The sequence below is a fragment of the Pseudomonas sp. SJZ131 genome, assembly GCF_007828705.1.
In the GTDB taxonomy this organism is placed as follows: domain Bacteria; phylum Pseudomonadota; class Gammaproteobacteria; order Pseudomonadales; family Pseudomonadaceae; genus Aquipseudomonas; species Aquipseudomonas prosekii.
Genome location: NZ_VIVC01000006.1, coordinates 393,146 through 416,068 on the forward strand (window position 1 = coordinate 393,146; position 22,923 = coordinate 416,068).

Sequence of the window (22,923 nt, forward strand, 5' to 3'; positions counted from 1 at the left end):
AGGCACCCGAACAGGCCCGAAAAGGGGCTTGAATAATAATTTCAGTGCACAAGTGTACATTCATGTCCTTGGCGCTGTGACTTTCACCACAACGCAATAGTCTATGAGTAGGCTGTCGACTCGAGGCATGAACGCTTCGATCGGTCGGGAAGATTTGCCCCACCCTGCCGCACGGGACTATTGAGGAGCTCGCATGACCAAACAAAACGCCTTTACTCGGGAAGACCTGCTGCGCTGCAGTCGCGGTGAGCTGTTCGGCCCAGGTAACGCGCAACTGCCCGCGCCGAACATGCTGATGGTGGATCGCATCACCCATATCAGCGAAGAAGGTGGCAAGTACGGCAAAGGTGAATTGGTCGCCGAGCTGGATATCACTCCAGACCTGTGGTTTTTCGCCTGTCACTTCGAAGGTGATCCGGTGATGCCGGGCTGCCTGGGCCTCGATGCCATGTGGCAACTGGTCGGTTTCTTCCTCGGCTGGCAAGGTCTGCCGGGCCGCGGTCGCGCCCTCGGTTCGGGCGAAGTGAAGTTCTTTGGTCAGGTCCTGCCGACCGCCAAGAAAGTTACGTATAACATTCAGATCAAGCGCGTCCTCAAAGGCAAACTGAACCTCGCAATCGCCGACGGTTCGGTCAGTGTCGATGGCCGCGAAATCTACACCGCCGAAGGCCTCCGGGTCGGCGTGTTTACCTCCACTGAAAACTTCTAAGGGTTATCCGCATGCGCCGCGTCGTTATCACTGGTCTGGGCATCGTTTCGTGCCTGGGCAATGACAAAGAGACCGTCTCCGCTAACCTGCGTGCAAGTCGCCCGGGCATCCGGTTCAACCCGGAATATGCCGAAATGGGTCTGCGTAGCCAGGTTTCCGGCTCCATTGACCTGCCCCTCGAAGAGTTGATCGATCGCAAGATTTATCGCTTCGTTGGCCACGCGGCGGCTTACGCCTACCTGGCCATGAAAGACGCCATCACTGACTCCGGTCTGACCGATGAGCAAGTCTCCAACCCGCGCACCGGCCTGATCGCCGGTTCCGGTGGCGCCTCCACGCTGAACCAGATGGAAGCGCTGGACATCCTGCGCGAGAAAGGCGTGAAGCGCGTCGGCCCATACCGTGTCACGCGGACCATGAGCAGCACCGTTTCCGCTTGCCTGGCAACGCCGTTCAAGATCAAGGGCCTGAACTACTCCATCGCTTCTGCCTGCGCCACCAGTGCTCACTGCATCGGTACCGCCATGGAACAGATCCAGATGGGCAAACAGGACATCGTGTTCGCTGGCGGCGGTGAAGAAGAGCATTGGAGCCAATCGTTCCTGTTCGACGCCATGGGCGCTCTGTCCAGCAAGCGTAACGACACCCCGGAACAAGCTTCCCGTGCCTACGACGCTGACCGTGACGGTTTTGTCATTGCCGGCGGTGGCGGCATGGTCGTGGTTGAAGAGCTGGAACACGCTTTGGCTCGCGGCGCGAAGATCTACGCGGAAATCGTTGGCTACGGCGCCACGTCCGACGGCTACGACATGGTCGCCCCAAGCGGCGAAGGCGCGATCCGCTGCATGCAGATGGCGATGTCCACCGTTGATACGCCAATCGATTACCTGAACACCCACGGCACTTCGACTCCGGTCGGCGACGTCGCGGAAATGAAAGGTGTGCGTGAAGTGTTCGGCGCGAAGGCTCCGGCCATCAGCTCGACCAAGAGCCTGTCGGGTCACTCCCTGGGCGCCGCCGGCGTTCACGAAGCGATCTACTGCATGCTGATGATGGAAGGCAACTTCATGGCGGGCTCCGCCAACATCGACGAACTGGACCCGGAAGTGGCAGACATGCCGATCCTGACCAAGACGCGCGAAGACGCCACCATCAACACCGTGATGAGCAACAGCTTCGGCTTCGGCGGTACTAACGCCACGCTGGTATTGAAGCGCTGGGCCGGCAAGTAATACTCGCCGCCGCTCGCTTCAGATAAAAACGCCCCGACTGGTTCGGGGCGTTTTTTTATGCCTGGAAAAACACCGCCCCTCTACCAACACAAAACCTGTGGGAGCGAGCTTGCTCGCGATAGCGGTGTATCAAACAACAATGATGACGACTGACACTCCCTCATCGCGAGCAAGCTCGCTCCCACAGGGGTCTTTCGTCAGGTCCTGCATGGCGGTTTTACTTGAGCGAAGATGAAACATTTGTCATGAAACCCAAGCGCCTGCGACCGAATGTCGCGGTTTTGGCGGGCTGCAGCGAATTTGCAGTTTTCGCAATTATTCTTTGCGAAACGAAAGCGTTTACTTAGGGAGCTAACCAAACATATAACAGAGGCCTGCACACGCTTTGCTGCAGATAACTGAAATTGGAGCTAGCAGATGACTGTAAAAGTAACTGAACGCGACGATTCACATATGTCCCACGAAGGCGTGGCCGCCGGTATCCGAATCTGGGACGTGCATCAACAAGACTTGCTGGTCGGGATGTTTCATTCCGAGACCGACGCGCACAACTACAAGGCCGAACTGGAAACCCTGGAACAACAACGCGAGTTACGTTCCGCCTGACACCGCGAAGCATTTGGCAATCACAGCATTGAAAACGACGAACCCCGCCATTGGCGGGGTTCGTCGTTGTCGCGAGCCTTTTATCGACTCGACACAGCAAGCCTTACCACATCAGATCATCAGGAATCTGATAAGCCGCGTACGGATCATCCTCAGCCGCGACTTCTTCAGTCTTGACGTTCATCTGCACGATGCGCTGCGGATCGCGCTCCTGGATCTTCAGCGCCGCCTCACGCGGAATCACTTCGTAGCCGCCGGCGTGATGCACGATCGCCAGCGAACCGTTGCTGAGCTTGTTGCGCATCAGCGTGTTGACGCACAGGCGCTTGACCTTCTTGTCGTCGACGAAGTTGTAGTAATCCTCGGTGGTCAGCTTCGGCAGGCGCGACGCCTCGATCAGTTGCTTGACCTGCGCGGCGCGGGCCTTGGCCTCGACCTTTTCCTGTTGCTGGCGGTTCAGCTCCTGATCGCGCTTGACCTTTTCGGCCTTCGCTTCCTGAGCCGCGCGCTGCTGCGAATCATCGAGTTCAATCTGCCCTTTGTGGGCCAGGCGTTGCTGTTTCTGCTTGTCTTTGCCGACCTGTTTGGCCTGCTTTTGGTTGACCAGCCCTGCTTTGAGCAACTGGTCGCGAAGGGAAATGCTCATGGTGCTTATTTCTCACTTAGGCAACTGCTCAACCGCAGCTGGGCAAATTCTTTTCCTGACGTTTGGCTTCGCCCCACAGGGCGTCCAACTCTTCGAGGGTGCAATCTTCTATGGGACGGTGGGTGTCGCGCAATGCCTGTTCGATAAAACGGAAGCGCCTTTCGAATTTGCCATTGGCGCCGCGCAGCGCGGTTTCCGGATCGACCTTGAGGTGCCGCGCCAGATTGACCACTGAAAACAGCAAGTCCCCGACTTCATCGGCAATCGCTGCCGAGTCGTTGTCGGCCATCGCTTCGAGCACTTCATCGAGCTCTTCGCGGACCTTGTCCAGCACCGGCAAGGCGTGCGGCCAGTCGAAACCGACCTGCCCGGCGCGCTTCTGCAATTTGGCGGATCGGGACAAGGCTGGCAGCGCGGCGGGCACGTCATCGAGCAAGGACAATTGCTCCGGCGCCGACGATTTCTCGGCGCGCTCCTCAGCCTTGATCTGTTCCCAGCGCTGTTTGACCTGTTCTTCGTTCAGGCGCGGCACGTCCAGCGGCGCATACAGATCGCCGGTCGGGAACACGTGGGGATGTCGGCGAATCAGCTTGCGGGTGATGCTGTCGACCACGCCGGCGAATTCGAAGCGCCCTTCTTCCCGGGCCAGTTGGCTGTAATAGACCACCTGAAACAACAAATCGCCCAGTTCACCTTGCAAGTGATCAAAGTCGCCACGCTCGATGGCGTCGGCGACTTCGTAGGCTTCTTCCAGGGTGTGCGGGACGATGCTCGCGTAAGTCTGCTTGATGTCCCACGGGCAGCCGAACTGCGGGTCGCGCAGGCGGTTCATCAGGTGCAGTAAATCTTCAAGTGAATACATCAATCAATCTCTGCGGCAACGCGGTGTATCGGGCAACCGGAAACCTGTAGGAGCGAGGCTTGCCCGCGAAGGCGGTGTGTCAGGTATGGCGCCTTCGCGGGCAAGCCTCGCTCCTACAAGGGACCGCTTCACGGGGTGCGGTTACGCCGGGTTTCGATGATGTTCGGCAACTGCGAAATCCGCCCGAGCAATCGGCCCAACGCGTCCAGCCCCGGAATCTCGATGGTCAGGGACATCAACGCAGTGTTGTCCTCTTTGTTCGAGCGGGTGTTGACCGCCAGCACGTTGATCCGCTCGTTGAGCAGCACTTGCGAAACGTCACGCAGCAGGCCGGAACGGTCGTAGGCGCGGATGATGATGTCCACCGGATAGGTGAGCACCGGCACCGGGCCCCAGCTGACCTGGATGATCCGCTCCGGCTCGCGCCCGCCGAGTTGCAGCACCGAGGCGCAATCCTGGCGGTGAATGCTCACGCCACGGCCCTGGGTGATGTAACCGACAATCGCGTCGCCCGGCAACGGCTGGCAGCAGCCGGCCATTTGCGTCATCAGGTTGCCGACGCCCTGAATCTGGATGTCGCCACGCTTGCCCGGTTTGTAACCGGTGGCTTTGCGCGGGATCAGCTCCAACTGTTCGTTGCCGCGTTCCGGCTCGACCAGTTGCTGCGCCAGATTCACCAGTTGCGCCAGGCGCAAATCGCCGGCTCCGAGGGCGGCGAACATGTCTTCGGCGGTTTTCATGTTGGCTTTTTCGGCCAACTTGTCGAAATCCACCGCAGGCAAGCCGAGACGCGTCAGTTCGCGTTCGAGCAAGGTTTTGCCGGCCGCGACGTTCTGGTCACGGGCCTGCAATTTGAACCAGTGAACGATCTTTGCCCGCGCTCGCGAGGTGGTGACGTAACCAAGGTTCGAGTTCAGCCAGTCGCGACTCGGCGTCCCGTGCTTGCTGGTGATGATCTCGACCTGCTCACCGGTTTGCAGGCTGTAGTTGAGCGGCACAATGCGCCCGTTGATCTTGGCGCCACGGCAGTTGTGACCGATTTCGGTGTGCACGCGGTAGGCAAAGTCCAGCGGCGTCGAGCCTTTCGGCAAGTCGATGGCGTGGCCGTCGGGGGTAAAGATGTACACCCGATCCGGCTCGATATCGACGCGCAATTGATCGGCCAGACCGCCGATATCGCCCAGCTCTTCGTGCCACTCGAGGACCTGACGCAGCCAGGAAATCTTCTCTTCGTAGTGGTTGGAGCCGGATTTGACGTCGGTGCCTTTATAGCGCCAGTGCGCGCAAACCCCGAGTTCGGCTTCCTCGTGCATGGAGTGCGTGCGGATCTGCACTTCCAGCACCTTGCCTTCCGGGCCGATGACCGCCGTGTGCAGCGAGCGGTAGCCGTTCTCTTTCGGGTTGGCGATGTAGTCGTCGAATTCTTTCGGGATGTGTCGCCACAAGGTGTGGACGATGCCGAGCGCGGTGTAGCAGTCGCGCATTTCCGGGACCAGCACGCGCACGGCCCGCACGTCGTAGATTTGGCTGAATTCCAGACCTTTGCGCTGCATTTTGCGCCAGATCGAATAAATGTGTTTCGCCCGGCCACTGATGTCGGCATCGACGCCGGTGGCGGTCAATTCGTTGCGCAGCTGGTTCATCACGTCGCCGATAAAGCGCTCGCGATCCAGCCGCCGCTCGTGCAGCAACTTGGCAATCTGTTTGTATTGGTCGGGCTCGAGGTAACGGAAGGACAAATCCTCCAGTTCCCATTTGATGTGGCCGATGCCGAGACGGTGGGCCAGCGGTGCATAGATGTCGAAGACTTCACGGGCAACGCGATTGCGCTTTTCGTCGTCGGCGGTTTTCACCGCACGAATCGCGCAGGTGCGTTCGGCCAGTTTGATCAGCGCAACGCGCACGTCATCGACCATCGCCACGAGCATTTTGCGCAGGTTTTCGACTTGGCCCTGGGTGCCCAGCACCAGCGATTGACGCGGGCTCAGGCTGGCGCTGATGGCCGCCATGCGCAACACGCCGTCAATCAGCTTGGCGACCACCGGGCCGAAGCGCTGGCTGACTGCCGGCAGTTCGATCTGGCCTTCGCGCACGCCGCGGTACAGGACCGCCGCCACCAACGAATCCTGATCGAGTTTGAGGTCGGCGAGAATCTCGGCGATCTCAAGACCGGTGCGAAAACTTGAGGTCCCCTCGGACCAGAGGTTTTTTGCCGCATTGGCCTGTTGTTCGGACATGCGCGCGAACTCGCACGCTTCCTTCAAGGCTTCGCGATCCAGTGCCAGATCGACACTGACCGCATGATCGAGCCAAGCCTCGAGATTGATACTGCCGTCGGTGTTGATCGGCTGGTGTGCTCTCACCTGTACCATCTTGCTTACCTTCCCTACGACGCAGTTCAATGCGTCAAATCGCTGACCTTCACTGCCCATGCGCCCGCGCCGGGCGGTTGCGCGGCGGCTGCACGGGCGGCCAGTCGGACCAGACGAGCCGTCCTAGCTCGCTTCAAATAACGCCATGGCCTCGACATGTGCCGTCTGAGGAAACATATCGAGAATCCCGGCACGTTTTAACCGGTAGCCCTGCTTGACCAATTCGACCGTGTCGCGCGCCAGCGTTGCCGGGTTGCACGACACGTACACCAACCGTTTGGCGCCCAGGGATGCGAGCTTGCGCACCACCTCGAAAGCACCGTCGCGTGGTGGGTCCAAGAGTACCGCAGAAAAGCCTTCGCGCGCCCATTCGGCATCGGCCAAAGGCTGGGATAAATCGGCCTGAAAAAATTTGGTGTTATGCAAATTGTTACTGGCAGCGTTGGCAGCGGCGCGCTCGACCATGGTCTGCACACCTTCGACCGCGACCACTTCACGGACGACTTTGGCCAGCGGCAAGGCAAAATTGCCGAGACCGCAGAACAGATCCAGCACCCGCTCATCCGCCGCCGGCTTCAGCCATTCCAGCGCCTGCGCGACCATGGCTTCGTTGACCCCGGCGTTGACCTGAATGAAATCCCCTGGCCGATACGCGAGGTCCAAATCCCACTGCTCCAAGCGATAACCCAACGTCTGGCCAGCCTCGACCGGGTACGGTTCGCCATCGCCATGCAGCCACAATTGCGCTTCATGAAACGCGCAGAAATCCTTGAGAATCGTCAGGTCGGCGTCGGACAACGGCGACATATGCCGCAACAACACCGCCAGCGAAGAACCACTGAACAATTCCACATGCCCCAGCGCTTGAGGTTTGCTCAGGCGCCGAAGCATTTCCGGCAAGCGCGTCATGATCGTTTGCAAGGGCTGTACCAGCACCGGACATTCGCTGATGGCGACGATGTCCTGACTGCCGGCAGCACGGAACCCGACCTCGAGCTTTTTCGCCTTCATGTCCCAGCGCACCGCCACGCGGGCGCGACGACGGTAGGCGAATTCCGGACCGCTCAGCGGCGCCGCCCACTCTTGCGGTTCGACCCCGGCGACCTTGGACAATTGCTCGGCGAGCATGCGCTGTTTCAGCGCAAGCTGCTCGCTGTGCGGCAGATGTTGCACGCTGCAACCACCGCAACGACCGGCGTGCGGGCACGGTGCCGGGCGACGCAGTTCGCTGGCCTGGAATACCCGCTCGGTGCGTGCCTCGACCACTTTGCCGTGGGCATTGAGCACGCGCGCCTCAACCTCCTCACCAGCCAACGCGCCGATGACGAACCAGGTGCGACCTTCGAAAAACGCGATGCCGCGACCGTCATTGGCCAGGCGCTCGATGCTCAAGCGCTGCTTTTTGCCGGTCGGGATTTGTGGGGCCTTGCTGCCGCCCGTGGGTTGGAAGCGCAGGCCTCTCTCTTGCTTGGCCATCAGTTGGGCGCGTCGAAAATGCCGGTCGACAAGTAACGGTCGCCACGGTCGCAGATGATCGCAACGATCACCGCGTTTTCCACTTCCTTCGACAGGCGCAACATCCCTGCCACGGCGCCGCCCGAGGACACGCCGCAGAAGATCCCTTCTTCGCGGGCCAGACGACGGGTTACGTCCTCGGCCTCGCTTTGCGCCATGTCGACGATGCGGTCGACACGATCAGCTTGATAGATCTTCGGCAGGTATTCCTGCGGCCAGCGACGAATACCCGGGATCGCCGAGCCTTCCATCGGTTGCAGACCAACGATCTGCACTTCAGGATTTTGCTCTTTCAAGTAGCGCGACACACCCATGATCGTCCCGGTGGTGCCCATCGAGCTGACGAAATGGGTGATCGAGCCTTGGGTCTGACGCCAGATTTCCGGGCCGGTGCTGGTGTAGTGCGCCTCGGGGTTATCGCCGTTGGCGAACTGATCCAGGACTTTGCCGCGGCCCTCGGCTTCCATCCGCTGGGCGAGGTCGCGAGCGCCTTCCATGCCCTCTTCCTGGGTCACCAGAATCAGCTCGGCGCCATACGCCGTCATCGCGGCTTTACGTTCGGCGCTGGAGTTGTCCGGCATGATCAGGATCATCTTGTAACCCTTGATCGCGGCGGCCATGGCCAGCGCAATCCCGGTGTTACCCGAGGTCGCTTCAATCAGCGTATCGCCGGCATGGATCTGCCCGCGCAACTCGGCACGGGTAATCATCGACAGCGCCGGCCGGTCCTTGACCGAACCCGCCGGGTTATTCCCCTCAAGCTTGAGCAAAAGGGTATTGCTGGTGGCGCCAGACAGGCGCTGCAAGCGGACCAGCGGAGTGTTGCCGACGCAATCGGCGATGGTTGGGTACTGCAAGGTCATGGCGTATTCGCAATCCAGACTGCGGGGGCGCCTATCATACCGGCAAACGTTGGCAGGCCATATCACGCAAAGTGCGGTGCTTATGGCTTATGGGAATAAGGGGGTGGATCAGCCCTTCCCGCAAACAGAAGTCACGCCCCAACTCGCTCAGGAACTCCTTGAGACGTGTGAGCAATCCCTGATGAGGTCGGTCTCGGCATGACCGCCGGGGAGGCCGAGAAATTCGACCATGTACGCATCGCGAAAAATCTCCAGCGCCGAAGGATGAGTTTGTCTCAATGCCGTTGAGACTTTCACCGGTTGGGTGATGCTGCGTTCGAATAGTGCAGCTTTGAATTGACGTTCAAGCTCACGCCTTGACCACCTCTCCTTGATCGCCATGCGTACGTAGAACTCCCGCTCTTCCGGGCGTTTACTCTGGCTGAAAATAATCAGGTTGTGTGACCAGGACAATTGTCGCACCAGTGGTGCGACTTTCTCCTCGGCCCGGTAAGTCTCATAGAACTGACACATCCGAAACAAGTTTGACCGAGTAAACCCACGCAATCCTGGCTGAGTCCGAGCCAAGTGTTCAGCCAACTGACTGACCACCGAATCCCCCCATTCAGCGTCTTCCAGCTTGCGACTGATGTAAGCCCCTACCTGCCAATACAATTCGATCAGTTGAGTATTTACTGCCTGGACGGCTTGCTGTTTGGCACTCTGAATCAGTGCGAGCACTTCGTTGAAACGGTTGTCAGCGGTGCTGAGCGCGGTCATGCCAGATTCCTTGAAGGCAAGTGAACCCGAGCTTAGACCGTCCAGGAAGGGCAAAGGGACCGGTAAACGCCTTTAGGAAATGTCGTACGGGAATACGGGAATGGTCCGGCAACCTCAGCGGCGCGGTGAATTTGAGGGCCTCATCGCGAGCAGGCTCACTCCTACAGGGGGTCGTCGTTATTACAGGATATGTGGGCGACGCAATTCCACGGTGGGAGCTAGCTTGCTCGCGATGACGTCCTCAGCAGCAGCGCCGATATCCGCCACCAGGCGCATATTCAGACGCAACCCCGCGCCGGCATTCTCCGCCCAAAGCGACCCGCCCTGGCGTTGCACCGCATTCCTCGCGATGCTCAGCCCCAAGCCAAAACCGCCGTCGCCCGGGCGCGAGCCGTCGAGGCGGATGAAGGGTGAGAAGATGCGTTCCAGATCGGCTTCAGCCACGCCGCCGCCCTGATCTTCCAGCCACACCAGCCAAAAGTCGCCATCGCGCTGTGCACCGAGGGTGATCACGCCGTCGCTCGGCGAGTGCCGAATGGCGTTGCGCAGGATGTTTTCCAGCGCCTGAGCCAAGGTGTTGAGATGGCCACGCACCCAGCAGGTGGAGTCGACGGCGCAGTGCAACTGGCGCGCCGGCCACGCCGTTTCGTAACAGGCGTTTTCCGTGAGCATGTCCCACAGCGCTTGAATCTGAATCGCTTCGTCGGGCAGGCGCGAGCGTTCGGTGTCGAGCCAGGCCAGTTGCAAGGTGTCTTCGACCAGACGCTGCATGCCATCGACTTCGCGGCTGATGCGTTCGCGCAGTTGCGCCACGCCCTGCGCGCTTTCGCTGGCGACACGCAGACGGCTTAATGGCGTGCGCAGTTCGTGGGACAGGTCGCGCAGTAATTGTTGTTGCAGGGCCACGGTGCTTTGCAGGCGCTCGGCCATGTGATCGAAGGCGCGGCCGAGTTCGCCCAGCTCATCCGAACGATTGGTGGTGTGCCTCGACAAGCGCACGTTCAACTGGTCGGCGCGCCAGGCGTTGGCCTGTTCGCGCAGGCTGTTGAGCGGCACCACCAGCAACCGATACAAACCGACGCACAGCAGCAACGTAAACAGCCCGGGAATCACTCCATTGGTGATGACGCGCCAAAACACCTGATAACGCCCCGGCATGAAACGCTGTGGCAATTCGATCACCAGATTGCCGGCGTGCGGGTCACCGGGAAACGGCACGCGCAGCCACGGCAGGTTTTTCTTGTGGATCGGCCAATCGAGGCCGCGCAGGAAGGTCAGGCGCTCGATGTCCTTGTCGGTCAGCGGCTGCGTGCTCAGCGATTGCAAGTCGCCGCCAATCACCCCGACCCAGCCTTTTTCGCGTTGGCGCATGCCTTGCAGCCAGACATCGACTCCGCTGCGCTGGCCCTGATGCCACGCCCGTTCGGCTTCGGCGGCATAGCGGGTCAACGTGCCTCGGGCGTCATCGGAGAGAAACTGGTTGCGCTCCTCCATGTAGCGGCCCCAGGACCAGCTCAGCCAGATCATCAGCAGACAAAACGCCACTAGCAGACAGGCGAGTTTCCAGAACAGCGAGTGCCGGCCCGGCAGGTCAGACCATTTCATCGATGGCGCTCAACACATAACCTTTGCCCCAGACGGTACGCACTTCGCGCTCGGTGTAGCCGATCGCCTTGAGTTTGCGGCGGATCTGGCTGATGTGCATATCGAGGCTGCGGTCGTGGGCGGCATAACCGCGTTGCAGCACGTGCTGATAAAGGAAGGCTTTGCTCAGCACTTCATCGTTGTTGCGATTGAGCGTTTCCAGCAGTCGGTATTCGCTGCGCGTCAGGCTGGCGGGCTGCTCACGGTAGAAGACTTCGCACTGATCGTCGTCGAACAACAAACTGTGCACGGGACTGACCGGCGCTGGCGGCTCGGGCCGACGGTCGAGCGCCACGCGGCGCAGGATGGCTTCGATGCGCACGCGCAGCTCGGCCATGCTGAACGGTTTGGGCAGGTAATCGTCGGCGCCGAGGCGAAAACCGCTGATGCGATCGGCCTCGGCGCCCAATGCCGACATCAGCACCACCGGCGTCGAATGGCTCTGGCGAAACTGTGTCAGCACGTTCAAGCCATCGAGGCCCGGCAGCAGAATGTCCATCAACACCACATCAAACGGCTGACCGCGCGCAATCGCCAGACCTTCCTGACCGTTCTGGCACCAGGTCACCTGAAAACCGCAACGGCCCAAGTGTTCGTGGACGTACGCGCCGAGCACGAGGTCGTCTTCTATAGAGAGGATGCGAGGGAGAACGGCATTGATGGGATTCATGAGTATCTGCAAATAATTCTCAGTTGGCGATTATTCAAGATTGCCTCGTCAGGGGCAACCCAAGGTTTGCCGGGCGGGCGAAAGCGCCGATCCAACCGACGAATGACGACATCAATTTACGAAGATTGCCCGCAAGCAAATCGCTACACTGCGCAAGTGGTGCGTGCCGGATGCACGCGCGGGTCCAATAAATAGCGGGATGCAGGAGAAATGCGTGCTCAAGAAACTGGGAATTAAAGGCCGCGTGCTGTTGCTGACCTTGCTGCCGACCAGCCTGATGGCATTGGTTCTGGGCGGCTATTTCACCTGGACGCAGCAATCGGACCTGCAAACCCAATTGATGCAGCGCGGCGAGATGATCGCCGAGCAACTGGCGCCGCTGGTAGCCCCGGCCATGGGCCACCAGAACACCGAATTGCTTGAGCGCATCGCCACCCTGTCGCTGGAACAGACCGACGTGCGCGCCGTGACTTTCCTCGCGCCCGACCGCACGCCGCTGGCCCACGCCGGGCCGACCATGCTCAACGCCGCGCCGATCGGCAACGGTGCGCACATGCTCCGGCGCAGCGGCAATGACGCCACCCGCTACTTGCTGCCGGTGTTCGGCAAGCACCGTAATTTCGCCGGCGAGCTGATTCCCGACGAGTCGGAACGCCTGCTCGGCTGGGTCGAACTTGAACTCACGCACAACGGCATGCTGCTGCGCGGTTACCGCAGCCTGTTCGCCAGCCTGCTGTTGATCGGCGCCGGGCTGGCCGGCGCGGCGCTGCTGGCGTTGCGCATGGGCCGCACGATCAACCGGCCGATCAGCCAGATCAAACTGGCGGTGGCGCAACTCAAGGACGGTCACCTGGAAACGCGCTTGCCGCCGCTCGGCAGCCAGGAACTGGATGAGCTGGCGTCCGGCATCAACCGCATGGCCGGCACCCTGCAAAACGCGCAGGAAGAATTGCAACACAGCGTCGATCAGGCCACCGAAGACGTGCGGCAGAATCTGGAAACCATCGAAATCCAGAACATCGAGCTGGATCTGGCGCGCAAGGAAGCACTGGAAGCGAGCCGGATCAAATCCGAGTTCCTCGCCAACATGAGCCATGAAATCCGCACGCCACTGAACGGCATTCTCGGCTTCACTCATCTGCTGCAAAAAAGTGAACTGACCCCGCGCCAGCTCGATTATCTGGGCACTATCGAAAAATCCGCCGACAGCCTGCTGGGGATCATCAACGAGATTCTCGACTTCTCGAAAATCGAGGCCGGCAAACTGGTGCTCGACAATATTCCGTTCAACCTGCGCGATCTGCTGCAGGACACGTTGACCATCCTTGCCCCCGCCGCCCACGCCAAACAGCTGGAATTGGTCAGTCTGGTGTATCGCGACACGCCGCTGTCGCTGATCGGCGACCCGCTGCGGCTCAAGCAGATTCTGACTAACCTGGTGAGCAACGCGATCAAGTTCACCCGCGAAGGCACGATCGTCGCCCGCGCCATGCTCGAAGAAGAACACGACGACAGCGTGCAACTGCGCATCAGTATTCAGGACACCGGCATTGGCCTGTCGAATCAGGACGTGCGCGCGCTGTTCCAGGCGTTCAGTCAGGCTGACAATTCACTCTCGCGGCAACCGGGTGGCACCGGGCTGGGGCTGGTGATTTCCAAGCGTTTGATCGAACAGATGGGCGGCGAAATCGGCGTCGAAAGCACGCCGGGCGAAGGCTCGGAGTTCTGGATCAGCCTGAGCCTGCCAAAAACCCGCGACGATGCCGAAGATCTGCCCGGCCCGCCCTTGCTCGGGCGCCGCGTGGCGGTGCTGGAAAATCACGAACTGGCGCGCCAGGCGTTGCAGCATCAATTGGAAGATTGCGGCCTCGAAGTCACGCCGTTCAATACTCTGGAAAGTTTGACCAATGGCGTCACTGGCGCGCATCAAACCGATCAGGCGATCGATCTGGCGGTGCTCGGCATCACCAGCAACGACATGCCGCCGGAGCGCCTCAACCAGCACATCTGGGACCTCGAACACCTCGGCTGCAAAGTGCTGGTGCTGTGCCCGACCACCGAGCAGACGCTGTTCCATCTCTCGGTGCCCAACCCGCACAGTCAGTTGCAGGCGAAACCGGCGTGCACGCGCAAGTTGCGTCGGGCGCTGGCCGATCTGGTCAACCCGCGCCAGCAGCGCAGCGAGCCCGGCGAACCGGTGTCCAGCCGCGCCCCGAAAGTGCTGTGCGTCGACGACAATCCGGCGAATTTGTTGCTGGTGCAAACCCTGCTCGAAGACATGGGCGCGAAAGTGCTCGCGGTCGAGAGCGGTTACGCCGCAGTGAAAGCGGTGCAGAGCGAAACCTTCGATCTGGTGCTGATGGACGTGCAAATGCCCGGCATGGATGGGCGCCAGAGCACCGAAGCGATTCGCCAGTGGGAAAGTGAGCGGCATTGCACGCCGCTGCCAATCGTCGCCCTCACCGCTCATGCGATGGCCAACGAAAAACGCGCGCTGCTGCAAAGCGGCATGGACGACTACCTGACCAAACCGATCAGCGAGCGGCAACTGGCGCAAGTGGTGTTGAAATGGACCGGGCTGGCCCTGCGCAATCAGGGGCCGGAGCGCTCCAGCGACAGCCATGGCGGCAGCGAATTGCTGGTGCTCGATCACGAAGAAGGTTTGCGTCTGGCTGCGGGCAAGGCTGATCTGGCGGCGGACATGTTGGCGATGCTGCTGGCCTCGCTGGAAGCTGATCGCGAGGCAATTCGCGTGGCCCGCGAGGCGAACGACCAGAATGCGTTGATCGAACGCGTGCATCGCCTGCACGGCGCCACGCGTTATTGCGGCGTTCCGCAACTGCGGGCGGCGTGTCAGCGTAGCGAGACCTTGCTCAAGCAACAGGACCCGAAAGCCACCGCTGCCCTCGAAGAACTGGAGCGCTCGATCAACCGGCTGGCGATGCAGGCACGCATCAGCGCGTGATCCAGGGCAACACGGCAGAATCCGCAAAATGCCAGGATCCTTAAATCCCCAAAACGCTACGATCAGTTTTTTGTAGCAGCTGCCGAGCCTGCGAGGCTGCGTTCGGCTGCGCAGCAGTCGTCAATCCGCTATATGCGGTTTACCTGATAGACCGCGGCGGCTGATTTGACGACGGCTGCGCCGCCGAACGCAGCCTCGCAGGCTCGGCAGCTGCTACAGGGCGCGACTTGGCCGCTACAGTGGTTTTTTCCAGGAGGACGACATGCGCACTATTCTTTTCAGCAGCCAGACTTACGATCGCGAGAGTTTTCTCGGCGCCGACTTGCCCGCCGGCATTGCGTTGCAGTTTCAACCGGCGCGCCTGAGCCTCGATACAGTGGCGCTGGCCGAACATCACGAAGTGGTGTGCGCGTTCATCAATGACGACCTCAGCGCGCCAGTACTTGAACATTTGGCGGCCGGCGGCACGCGCCTGATCGCCCTGCGCTCGGCGGGTTACAACCATGTCGATCTGCTGGCGGCGAAACGCCTGGGGCTGGCGATTGTGCGGGTTCCGGCCTACTCGCCGCACGCGGTGGCCGAACATGCGGTGGCGCTGATCCTCGCGCTCAATCGACGTTTGCACCGCGCCTACAATCGCACCCGCGAAGGCGATTTCAGCCTGCATGGACTGACCGGTTTTGACCTTTTCGGCAAGACCGTCGGCGTGGTCGGCACCGGGCAGATCGGCGCGACGTTCGCAAAAATCATGAACGGTTTTGGCTGCCAATTGCTGGCCTACGATCCTTTCCCCAATCCGCAAGTCGAAGCCCTCGGCGCACGTTACCTGAGCCTGCCCGAGCTGCTGGCCGAGTCGCAGATCATCAGCCTGCATTGCCCGCTCAACGAGCAAAGTAAACACTTGATCAACCGCGAGTCGCTGGCGCACCTGCAACCGGGGGCGATGCTGATCAATACCGGGCGCGGCGGTTTGGTGGATACACCGGCGCTGATCGACGCGCTGAAAGACGGTCAACTCGGTTATTTGGGACTCGACGTGTATGAAGAAGAGGCGCAACTGTTTTTCGAGGATCGCTCGGACTTGCCGCTGCAAGACGATGTGCTGGCGCGCTTGCTGACGTTTCCCAATGTGATCATCACCGCGCATCAGGCCTTTCTCACGCGCGAAGCGCTGGGCTCGATTGCCGCCACGACCTTGCACAACATCGCGGCGTGGGCGGCCGGGACGCCGCAGAATCTGGTCGAGGGCTGAACCTGATCGAAGGTCACACGCCCGCGCCATGCTGCGCCGATGCCCGTGCTAGCATACCGCGCATATTTGGAGGACCCATGGTCGAACACGATTTCCGCTACAACCTGATGAACCCGCAGCACACCCTGACCGAATGCCGCGCCCTGGTGCCGGGGCGTTATCAAGTCACCGGCAATGGCGGCTCGATTCGCAACAATGACGTGCTGGTCGTCACCCTCAAAGGTGCCAAGGACTTGTCCATGCGCCTGACCGTCGAAACCGTTCGCCACTTGATCAACCCGCCCGGCCAATGGGTCGCGGTGGCCAGTGGTCCGGTGTTCGGCGAACTGGCGATCCATACGTGGAAGGTCAACTGCGACAGCTGTGCGAAAGAACTGAGCTTCGAATTCGCGGTCGACGCCAAGCTTGGCAACAAGGCCGAAAAGCCTGCCGCCACCGCGCGGATTGCCGAGTTGGGCTGGTCCACCGTTGGCGACAAACACCTGTGTCCGAAATGTCAGGAGCCCGCGTGATGAAACGTTTGGCTCTGGCGGCGATGGTCGGCGCCAGCCTGATGGGCTGCGCCGCCGAACCGGTTCAACTGCAACACAACCGCAGCTACATTCTGGAATGGATCGGCGAACGGCCATTGATGGATTACAGCCACTTGACCATTACCCTGGGTGACGACGGTCGCGCCTACGGTAACGGCGGCTGCAACCATTGGTTCGCGCCGTACACGCAGGACGGCGACAAGCTGAGCTTCGGCAAAATCGGCAGCACCCGCAAACTCTGCGCTCCAGCGCTGATGGAGCAGGAAAAACGCTTCCTGCAAGCGTTGGAAAACGTGCAGCGCTGGGACATCTCGCCGATCGACCAGATGCGCTTCTGGCCCGCCGAAGGCAAGCCGCTGCGCTGGTGGCTTGAAGAGGGTTGATTGGCTGTTCGAGTGTGTTCCGTCAGGCAGATCCACCCCTCACCCTAACCCTCTCCCCAGAGGGTAGAGGGGATTGACCGAGTTGCTCTTGGCGCTGCATCGACCTGAAACATCGAGTCGAACTCAGGATCTGAAAAGCATGCAGTCAGCTCCCTTCCCCCTGTGGGTAGAGGGGACTGACTGAGTTGCTCTTGGCGCTGCATCGACCTGAAACACCGAGTCGAACTCAGGATCTGAAAAGCATGCGGTCTGCTCCCTTTCCCCTGTGGTTAGAGGGGGCTGACCGAGTTGCTCTCGGCGCTGCATCGACCTGAAAAACCGAGTCAAACTCAGGATTTGAAAAGCATGCGGTCTGCTCCCTTTCCCCTGTGGGTAGAGGGGGCTGACCGAGTTGCTCTCGGCGCTGCATCGACCTAAAAAACCAAGTCAAACTCAGGATTTGAAAAGCATGCGGTCTGCTCCCTTTCCCCCTCTCCCCTGTGGGGAGAGGGCTGGGGTGAGGGGCTGGATCCAAGCATCAACTCCCATTTCAGTCCTGCTCAATTCGTCGCTTTCAACTCTTCAAGTTTTGCCATCACCCCCGCCGCTGTCTGCTCGCCCATCAGCTGTTCGCGCACTTTGCCCTGGTTGTCGATGATGTACGTCACCGGCAGCGCTTCGCTGCGTGGCAGATCAAAAATCTCCGCCGGGTCCTGCGCCAGCACGGTGAACCTGATCCCGAGTTTTTCGCTGGCGCTCTTCAGCTCTTCGCCCTGCACGTTGTCGAAATTAACCCCGAACACGCCGATCTTCTTGCCCTTCAATTCTTCAGCCAACGTGTTCAATTCCGGGATCTCGGTACGGCACGGGCCGCACCATTCGGCCCAGTAATTGACCACCAGCCATTGTTTATCGAGTCGCCCGGACGCGACTTTCTGACCGTCCTGGTCAATCCCGTAGTCGTTACCGCAGCCCCCCAGCATCAACGCGCCGATGATCGCCAATACCGCTGCCAATCGCCTGGTCATGTGGTTTTCCTTGTTGAAAATTGAATGCGCCTGCGACCCATCGCCTCCCGAGGTTCTGGATTGCGCGCTGCACAGTTAGAATAGCCGCCACCTTACGCAAGATGCGACCCGCACATGACCGATCTGACGCTCTATCACAACCCGCGCTGCTCGAAATCCCGCGGTGCGCTGGAACTGCTCGAAGCCCGTGGCCTGACCCCGAACGTGGTCCGCTACCTCGAAACCCCGCTGGATGCCGCGCAATTGCAGGGCTTGCTGAACAAGCTCGGGATCACCGCACGCGAACTGCTGCGCACCGGTGAGGACGAATACAAAACCCTCAACCTGGCCGATGCGACGCTGACCGAGGCGCAATTGATTGCCGCCATCGCCGCGCACCCGAAACTCATGGAACGACCGATTCTTGAAGTGGGCGACAAAGCCGTCATCGGCCGTCCGCCGGAGAATGTCCTGGAGTTGCTGCCGTGAGCGCGCCGTACATTCTGGTTTTGTATTACAGCCGCAGCGGCTCGACCAATGAAATGGCCCGGCAGATTGCCCGTGGCGTCGAGCAGTCGGGCATGGAAGCGCGCCTGCGCACGGTGCCGGCGATTTCCACCGAGTGCGAAGCAGTGTCGCCGGACATCCCGGACGCAGGCGCGTTGTACGCCAGCCTCGACGATTTGAAAAACTGCGCCGGCCTCGCCCTCGGCAGCCCGACGCGTTTCGGCAACATGGCGGCGCCGCTGAAATACTTTCTCGACGGCACCAGCAACCTGTGGCTGACCGGCGCCCTCGTCGGCAAACCGGCCGGCGTGTTCACCTCCACCGCGAGCCTGCACGGCGGCCAGGAAACCACCCTGCTGTCGATGATGTTGCCGTTGTTGCACCACGGCATGCTGATCACCGGCCTGCCCTACAGCGAGTCGGCGTTGCTGGAAACCCGTGGTGGCGGCACGCCCTATGGCGCCAGTCACCACGCTGGCGCGGATGGCAAACTCGGTTTGAACGAGCATGAAGTGTCGCTGTGCCGGGCACTGGGCCTGCGCCTGGCCAAAACCGCGCAGAAACTGGAGCGCTGAGATGGCCAAAAAGCCGAAAATTCTGCCGTCGATTGCATGGCTCGAACCGCGCGTACGGGCGATGCGTGTGATCAGCCTGCTGTGCTTTTTTGCCTTGGTGGGTTTGCTCTGCGGTTATTACTTGCTGGTCGCCGATCTGCACGGCGCGCGACCGTGGGTGATTCTGCTGATCGAGCTGGTGCCGCTGCTGTTGCTGGCGCCGGGGATGATCAGCGGCAGCACGCGTGGGCATTCGTGGATGTGTTTTGTGGTGAATCTGTATTTCATCAAAGGCGCATTGGCCGCGTATGACCCAAACCGGCAGTTGTTCGGCCTGCTGGAAATGGCGGCGAGCCTGGCAGTGTTTTGTTCGGCGTTGCTGTACGTGCGGTGGCGGTTTCAGTTGAATCGCAAACTTGCTGGCGAGGGTGAGATCTCGGTTGCCTGATCTGACGCCTTCGCGGGCAAGCCTCGCTCCTACAGGGGATTTGTGAACGACACAGATCCAATGTGGGAGCGAAGCTTGCTCGCGATGCAGGCAACTCGGTCTTAGTGATTGACCGTATACGCCAGCATCATCGATATCTGGCTCATCGGCCGCCCGCCGCTCTGTTCATGCCACTGGTTGAACACGTCTTGCACCAACGCCAGATCACGCTGGCTGGTCGGCACTTTGTCGACGATCTTCTGCGCATTCAGTCCCGCGACCACGTCGTAGCTCGGCACAAACGTGTCCTTGCCGACCATCCGTAAAAACCGCGGCGCCGACAGCCCGCCGAGTTGATGGCCGCGCTTTTTCAGGAAGGTCCACAAACCGACGATATCGGTCACCGGCCACTCAGCGATCAGTTCGCCGAAACTGCCCTTTTCGTGCGTCACATCGAGAATGAACTGCGCATTGCGCGGCACGCTTTTGAGCTTGCCCAAGTGGCGGATGATCCGCGCGTCCTGCATCAGGCGCTCGAGGTGTTCGGCGCTCATCAGCACAACCTTTTCCGGGTCGAACCTGAAAAACACTTCTTCGAAGGACGGCCACTTGGCGTCCACCAGGCTGTGCTTGAGCCCGGCGCGGAAAACGCGCAGCGCCATGGTCGAGAGGTAACGGTCGTCGCTGATCTTGCGCAATTGTGCCGGGGTCTTGGGTACCGGCAGATGGGCTTCCAGTTCAGCCGCTGAACCAAAACGGTTCAGACAGTACTCGTGTAGCCACTTGTAATCGCGCATGCCCTCTCCTGAGGATTGAAAAGATAAAACCTGCAGCAGTTCTGCTTAGAGGTTGACGACGTTGACGAAGCGCGGCGCGGCGCTTTCGTCGATCTTCAAACTGGCGAAGTCGAACAGGTTGCGGTCCGCCAATTGCGACGGCTGCACATTCTGCAAACTGCGGAATATGCTTTCGACGCGGCCCGGGGTCTTGCGTTCCCATTCTTGCAACATGTCCTTGACCACCTGGCGCTGCAGGTTTTCCTGCGAGCCGCAGAGGTTGCACGGGATGATCGGGAATTGCTTGAAGTCCGAGTAGGCCTGGATGTCTTTTTCGTTGCAGTAAGCCAGCGGCCGGATCACCACGTTGCGGCCATCGTCGGCGCGCAGTTTCGGCGGCATGGCTTTGAGCGAACCGTTGAAAAACATATTGAGGAAAAAAGTTTCGACGATGTCGTCGCGATGGTGACCGAGGGCCATTTTGGTTGCGCCGATTTCGTCGGCGAAGGTGTACAGCGTGCCGCGACGCAGGCGTGAACACAGCGAACACGTGGTTTTGCCTTCCGGGATCAATTCCTTGACCACCGAGTACGTGTCTTTCTCGACGATGTGATATTCCACGCCCAGTTCTTGCAGATACGCCGGCAGCACGTGCTCGGGGAAACCTGGCTGCTTCTGGTCCATGTTCACGGCGACGATATCGAACATGATCGGCGCGACCTTCTGCAAGTGCAGCAGCACGTCGAGCATGGTGTAACTGTCCTTGCCACCGGACAGGCAGACCATGACCTTGTCGCCGTCTTCAATCATGTTGAAATCGGCAACAGCCTCACCGGCCTGGCGGCGAAGGCGCTTTTGCAATTTGTTCTGGTTGACCGTGAGAGTGCCCATGCAACGAATCCGTGAGGTGTGACGAAAGGCCGGCATTTTACGCAAAAATCCCGCATGGGCGAAGGGCCGCCGATTCCCTCAGCCCTCCACTCCCCCTGTAGCAGCTGGCGAAGCCTGCGTTCGGCGACGCAGTCGTCGTAAAACCAGCCGCCTCGGTGTATCAGGCGTATCGCGTGTACCGAATCAGCGACGACTTCGTCGCCGAACGCAGGCTTCGCCAGCTGCTACAGGTTTGCGGTGCAATGCACAGACCTGCCGGCGATTAACAGCGATCTTTACAGCGCGATTTGCTCTAAAGCCCCGCAACCCGTGCCGTGCAGACCTTTCTATACTGCGACATAAGGTCGCACACGTATTCAGACCTTTCCTTACTTGGCCACTTTGGCCCGTAGGCGCTCCGCTGGGGGGCGATGGTAATAACAAGAGGAGTGACTGGCATGATCCATCACGTAGTGGGGCTCTTCACCCACCCCGACCAGGAATGGAAAGAAATCCGTGGCGACCACGAGGAAAGCATCAGCCACATGTACCTCACCCACACGCTGATCCTGGCAGCGATCCCCGCCGTCTCGGCGTTTATCGGCACCACGCAGGTCGGCTGGGTCATCGGCAACCGTCCGCCAGTGATGCTGACTCAGGAAAGCGCGCTGTGGATGACGATCATGTCGTACCTGGCGATGCTCGGCGGCGTGGCGGTCATGGGCGCATTTGTGCACTGGATGGCCCGCACGTATGACGCCAATCCGAGCCTGGCGCGTTGCGTTGCCTTCGCCACTTACACGGCGACACCGCTGTTCATCGGCGGATTGGCGGCGTTGTATCCGCATATGTGGCTGGGAATGGTCGTCGGCACGGCTGCCATTTGCTACACGGTGTACCTGCTATACGTGGGGTTGCCGACATTCATGAACATTCCATCGGACGAGGGTTTTCTGTTTTCCAGTTCAGTGCTCGCCGTCGGCCTGGTGGTGCTGGTGGCCATCATGGCGTTTACCGTGATCGTCTGGGGACTCGGCGTGGGGCCGGTCTATACCAATTAGCCATCAGCCAGGAATGGCCACGGCACTGGACCAACAGAACAAGATCTGCCAACACAGGCCGCCACCGGGCGGCCTTTTAATGGCTGGCGCAAAACATCCGGGACAACGACCATTCGGCGCCTGACCGATTCGCAAGCCCCGAGGGTTGCGGCATACTCGACGTCTCTGGAGACCCATCAAGCATGCCCGAGCAACTCAATACCCGCGTCGAAGACTGTTACCAACAAGCCGAATCCTTTTTCAAACGAACTTTCAAACGCCCCGTGGTGAGCCTCAAGCTGCGCGGGCAAAAGGCCGGTGTCGCGCATTTGCACGAGAACCTGCTACGTTTCAATCCGCAGTTGTACCGGGAAAACAGCGAAGATTTCCTCAAGCAAACCGTGGCCCACGAGGTCGCGCACCTGATCGCGCATCAATTGTTTGGCGATCGCATTCAGCCGCATGGCGAAGAATGGCAACTGATCATGCGCGGCGTTTACGAACTGCCGCCGAACCGTTGCCACACCTATGACGTGAAACGCCGCAGCGTGACGCGCTACATCTACAAGTGCCCGTGCGCCGACAGCGATTTCCCGTTCTCAGCGCAGCGCCATAGCCTGGTGCGCCAGGGTCGGCGGTATCTGTGCCGGCGCTGCCGCAGCACATTGGTGTTCAGCGGCGAGATGCGCGTCGAGTAAGTCAGATTTTTGTGTGCCTGCCGGCCTGATCGCGAGCAAGCTCGCTCCCACAGG

At 60.2% G+C, this 22,923-nt stretch carries 22 protein-coding genes and 1 pseudogene; 12 read left to right on the plus strand and 11 right to left on the minus strand.

Going from position 1 to position 22,923, the window contains the following annotated elements:
- The first annotated feature begins 193 nt into the window (after positions 1-193).
- From fabA to FBY12_RS25095, 3 genes are all read left to right on the plus strand, one after another.
- Complete coding sequence (fabA, locus tag FBY12_RS25085) at positions 194-709, plus strand: 3-hydroxyacyl-[acyl-carrier-protein] dehydratase FabA (protein ID WP_042560484.1); 516 nt, start codon at positions 194-196, stop codon at positions 707-709.
- Between the two features lie 11 nt (positions 710-720).
- Positions 721-1,941 carry a beta-ketoacyl-ACP synthase I gene (gene fabB, locus FBY12_RS25090; protein WP_121731897.1) on the plus strand — a complete coding sequence of 407 codons (1,221 nt, stop codon included), beginning with the start codon at positions 721-723 and terminating at the stop codon, positions 1,939-1,941.
- A gap of 417 nt (positions 1,942-2,358) precedes the next feature.
- On the plus strand, positions 2,359-2,547 hold the full coding sequence (locus tag FBY12_RS25095; RefSeq protein WP_045061768.1) for a hypothetical protein: 189 nt from the start codon (positions 2,359-2,361) through the stop codon (positions 2,545-2,547).
- A 103-nt stretch (positions 2,548-2,650) separates the two neighbouring features.
- Here the strand turns inward: FBY12_RS25095 and FBY12_RS25100 are convergent, their stop codons facing one another.
- The 8 genes and pseudogenes from FBY12_RS25100 to FBY12_RS25135 all read right to left on the minus strand — a co-directional run bounded on the left by FBY12_RS25100 (position 2,651) and on the right by FBY12_RS25135 (position 11,878).
- A complete protein-coding gene (locus FBY12_RS25100; protein WP_092279160.1) occupies positions 2,651-3,193 on the minus strand; it encodes a DUF2058 domain-containing protein in 543 nt (180 codons plus the stop codon).
- A gap of 28 nt (positions 3,194-3,221) precedes the next feature.
- Positions 3,222-4,055, minus strand: coding sequence for a nucleoside triphosphate pyrophosphohydrolase (mazG, locus tag FBY12_RS25105; protein WP_145256903.1), 834 nt, complete (start codon positions 4,053-4,055; stop codon positions 3,222-3,224).
- A 128-nt stretch (positions 4,056-4,183) separates the two neighbouring features.
- Complete coding sequence (gene relA / locus FBY12_RS25110; protein ID WP_092279156.1) at positions 4,184-6,427, minus strand: GTP diphosphokinase; 2,244 nt, start codon at positions 6,425-6,427, stop codon at positions 4,184-4,186.
- Between the two features lie 123 nt (positions 6,428-6,550).
- The gene (rlmD, locus tag FBY12_RS25115; protein WP_145256906.1) at positions 6,551-7,903 is read right to left on the minus strand and encodes a 23S rRNA (uracil(1939)-C(5))-methyltransferase RlmD; all 1,353 of its coding nucleotides are present in this window, start codon (positions 7,901-7,903) and stop codon (positions 6,551-6,553) included.
- Positions 7,903-8,805, minus strand: a complete 903-nt coding sequence (cysM, locus tag FBY12_RS25120; RefSeq protein WP_145256909.1) for a cysteine synthase CysM — start codon at positions 8,803-8,805, stop codon at positions 7,903-7,905. Before cysM ends, rlmD begins: the two co-directional genes overlap by 1 nt.
- A gap of 124 nt (positions 8,806-8,929) precedes the next feature.
- Positions 8,930-9,564: pseudogene (locus FBY12_RS25125) on the minus strand (PDDEXK nuclease domain-containing protein); the annotation flags it as partial.
- 180 nt (positions 9,565-9,744) lie between these two features.
- On the minus strand, positions 9,745-11,169 hold the full coding sequence (locus tag FBY12_RS25130) for a sensor histidine kinase (protein ID WP_145256912.1): 1,425 nt from the start codon (positions 11,167-11,169) through the stop codon (positions 9,745-9,747).
- The gene (locus FBY12_RS25135) at positions 11,156-11,878 is read right to left on the minus strand and encodes a response regulator transcription factor (protein ID WP_145256915.1); all 723 of its coding nucleotides are present in this window, start codon (positions 11,876-11,878) and stop codon (positions 11,156-11,158) included. The genes FBY12_RS25130 and FBY12_RS25135 overlap by 14 nt, the downstream gene beginning before the upstream one ends.
- 214 nt (positions 11,879-12,092) lie before the next feature.
- On the opposite strand from FBY12_RS25135, the gene FBY12_RS25140 reads away from it, so the two are divergent.
- The 4 genes from FBY12_RS25140 (at position 12,093) to FBY12_RS25155 (ending at position 17,011) form a co-directional block, all read left to right on the plus strand.
- Positions 12,093-14,843: a response regulator gene (locus tag FBY12_RS25140; RefSeq protein WP_145256918.1), complete on the plus strand. Its 2,751-nt coding sequence runs from the start codon at positions 12,093-12,095 to the stop codon at positions 14,841-14,843.
- Positions 14,844-15,105: 262 nt separating this feature from the next.
- Positions 15,106-16,095, plus strand: coding sequence for a 2-hydroxyacid dehydrogenase (locus tag FBY12_RS25145; RefSeq protein ID WP_145256921.1), 990 nt, complete (start codon positions 15,106-15,108; stop codon positions 16,093-16,095).
- A 77-nt stretch (positions 16,096-16,172) separates the two neighbouring features.
- A complete protein-coding gene (locus FBY12_RS25150; protein WP_092279142.1) occupies positions 16,173-16,607 on the plus strand; it encodes a hypothetical protein in 435 nt (144 codons plus the stop codon).
- Positions 16,607-17,011, plus strand: a complete 405-nt coding sequence (locus FBY12_RS25155; RefSeq protein ID WP_092279140.1) for an META domain-containing protein — start codon at positions 16,607-16,609, stop codon at positions 17,009-17,011. The genes FBY12_RS25150 and FBY12_RS25155 overlap by 1 nt, the downstream gene beginning before the upstream one ends.
- 539 nt (positions 17,012-17,550) lie before the next feature.
- Here FBY12_RS25155 and FBY12_RS25160 read toward each other — a convergent pair.
- A complete protein-coding gene (locus FBY12_RS25160; protein WP_145256925.1) occupies positions 17,551-18,018 on the minus strand; it encodes a TlpA disulfide reductase family protein in 468 nt (155 codons plus the stop codon).
- Between the two features lie 114 nt (positions 18,019-18,132).
- Between FBY12_RS25160 and arsC the strand changes: the two genes are divergently transcribed.
- The 3 genes from arsC to FBY12_RS25175 are packed head-to-tail and all read left to right on the plus strand — an operon-like array spanning position 18,133 to position 19,506.
- Positions 18,133-18,486, plus strand: coding sequence for an arsenate reductase (glutaredoxin) (gene arsC, locus FBY12_RS25165; RefSeq protein ID WP_145256928.1), 354 nt, complete (start codon positions 18,133-18,135; stop codon positions 18,484-18,486).
- Complete coding sequence (gene wrbA / locus FBY12_RS25170; protein ID WP_121731389.1) at positions 18,483-19,079, plus strand: NAD(P)H:quinone oxidoreductase; 597 nt, start codon at positions 18,483-18,485, stop codon at positions 19,077-19,079. Before arsC ends, wrbA begins: the two co-directional genes overlap by 4 nt.
- Before the next feature lies 1 nt (position 19,080).
- On the plus strand, positions 19,081-19,506 hold the full coding sequence (locus FBY12_RS25175) for a DUF2069 domain-containing protein (protein WP_145256931.1): 426 nt from the start codon (positions 19,081-19,083) through the stop codon (positions 19,504-19,506).
- Between the two features lie 101 nt (positions 19,507-19,607).
- Here the strand turns inward: FBY12_RS25175 and FBY12_RS25180 are convergent, their stop codons facing one another.
- Both FBY12_RS25180 and ttcA read right to left on the minus strand, forming a co-directional pair.
- Entirely contained in the window at positions 19,608-20,282 is a 675-nt protein-coding gene (locus FBY12_RS25180) for a DNA-3-methyladenine glycosylase I (RefSeq protein WP_092279130.1), read from the minus strand.
- 45 nt (positions 20,283-20,327) lie between these two features.
- Positions 20,328-21,152 (minus strand): tRNA 2-thiocytidine(32) synthetase TtcA, encoded by an 825-nt coding sequence (gene ttcA / locus FBY12_RS25185; protein WP_145256934.1) that lies wholly within the window; start codon positions 21,150-21,152, stop codon positions 20,328-20,330.
- A 437-nt stretch (positions 21,153-21,589) separates the two neighbouring features.
- On the opposite strand from ttcA, the gene FBY12_RS25190 reads away from it, so the two are divergent.
- Together FBY12_RS25190 and FBY12_RS25195 are read left to right on the plus strand one after the other, a co-directional pair.
- On the plus strand, positions 21,590-22,192 hold the full coding sequence (locus FBY12_RS25190) for a Yip1 family protein (protein ID WP_145256937.1): 603 nt from the start codon (positions 21,590-21,592) through the stop codon (positions 22,190-22,192).
- A 182-nt stretch (positions 22,193-22,374) separates the two neighbouring features.
- Positions 22,375-22,869: a SprT family zinc-dependent metalloprotease gene (locus FBY12_RS25195; RefSeq protein WP_092279126.1), complete on the plus strand. Its 495-nt coding sequence runs from the start codon at positions 22,375-22,377 to the stop codon at positions 22,867-22,869.
- Positions 22,870-22,923 lie beyond the last annotated feature (54 nt).